1 protein-coding gene is annotated in these 1293 nt (G+C 59.0%); it reads left to right on the top strand.

Annotated elements, in window-relative coordinates; all coding sequences use genetic code 11:
• Positions 1 to 101: 101 nt before the first annotated feature.
• Positions 102 to 1265, top strand: coding sequence for an IS481 family transposase (locus FJ527_RS29205; RefSeq protein ID WP_083882946.1), 1164 nt, complete (start codon positions 102 to 104; stop codon positions 1263 to 1265).
• The last annotated feature ends 28 nt before the right edge of the window (positions 1266 to 1293 follow it).

The following is a 1293-nucleotide window of genomic DNA, read 5'->3' on the forward strand; positions in this document are numbered from 1 at the left end:
TGCCCTTCCCGAGAGATGGGTGACAGTTCATTCCGGATAGATGGGTTACACTTTCGGCCCTTTGCAAGGAGAGCAAGGTGCCTTGGAAGGAGTGTAACGTCATGGACGAGCGGCTGAAGTTCGTCGCGCGGCTGCTGGACGGCGAGAAGATGGCCGTGCTTTGCCGTGAGTTCGATATCTCGCGCAAGACCGGCTACAAGATCCTCACGCGCTACAATGATAGCGGCTTGGAGGGGCTGACGGATCGATCGCGCCGGCCCTACCGCCATGCCAATCAGCTTCCGTTTCAAATCGAGAAGCTGATTGTGCGTCTGAAGCAAGACAAGCCGACTTGGGGTGCGCCGAAGATACGCGAGCGGCTGGCCCGGCTATATCCGGATGTGCACCGGCCCGCGATTTCGACCGTGCACGCCGTGCTCGACCGACACGGCATGGTCGAGCACCGCAAGCGAAGGCGCAACAGGGCGACGGGAACACCGCTTTCCAACGGCTGTCGGCCCAACGATCTTTGGTGTGCCGACTACAAGGGCGAGTTCATGCTCGCCGATCGGCGCTATTGCTATCCGCTGACGATCACCGACTTCGCCAGCCGCTATCTCATCGCCTGCGAGGCGCTGTCGACCACGAAGGAAGCCTATGCCTTCACCGTGTTCGAGAGGGTTTTCAAGGAGTTCGGCCTGCCCAGCGCGATCAGGACCGACAATGGTGTTCCCTTCGCCAGCCCCAATGCGCTGTTCAATCTCAGCAAACTGTCGGTCTGGTGGCTGCGCCTGGGCATCGACATCGAGCGCATCAAACCGGGCTGCCCGCAGCAGAACGGGCGCCATGAACGCATGCACCTGACCCTGAAGAAGGAAACCACCAAACCGGCAGGCGCCAACTTTCTGCAGCAGCAGGCCAGGTTCGATGACTTCATCGACGAGTTCAACTCAGAACGCCCCCACCAGGCCCTCGGCATGGACTGTCCGGCAGAGCGTTACGCACCCTCAACGCGACCCTATGCCGGCCTGCCAGATCTCGATTATCCGTTTCACGACAAGGCTGTCATCGTCACTACCTGCGGCCGCATCTGCTATAACAGAAAGAAGATCAACCTCAGCCTCGTCTTCGCCGGCCAGAGCGTCGGCATCAAACAGGTCGAGGACCATATCTGGCTGGCTAGCTTCATGGACTATGATTTGGGATATTTCGACGATGAGACATGCAGGCTCGAACCACTCCAAAACCCCTTCGGGCCAAAAGTGTTACCCATGTCTCCGGTATAAACCGTAACCTATGTGTCCGGAACGGACC

It is taken from the genome of Mesorhizobium sp. B2-4-18, assembly GCF_006441385.1.
Taxonomy (GTDB): Bacteria; Pseudomonadota; Alphaproteobacteria; order Rhizobiales; family Rhizobiaceae; genus Mesorhizobium; species Mesorhizobium australicum.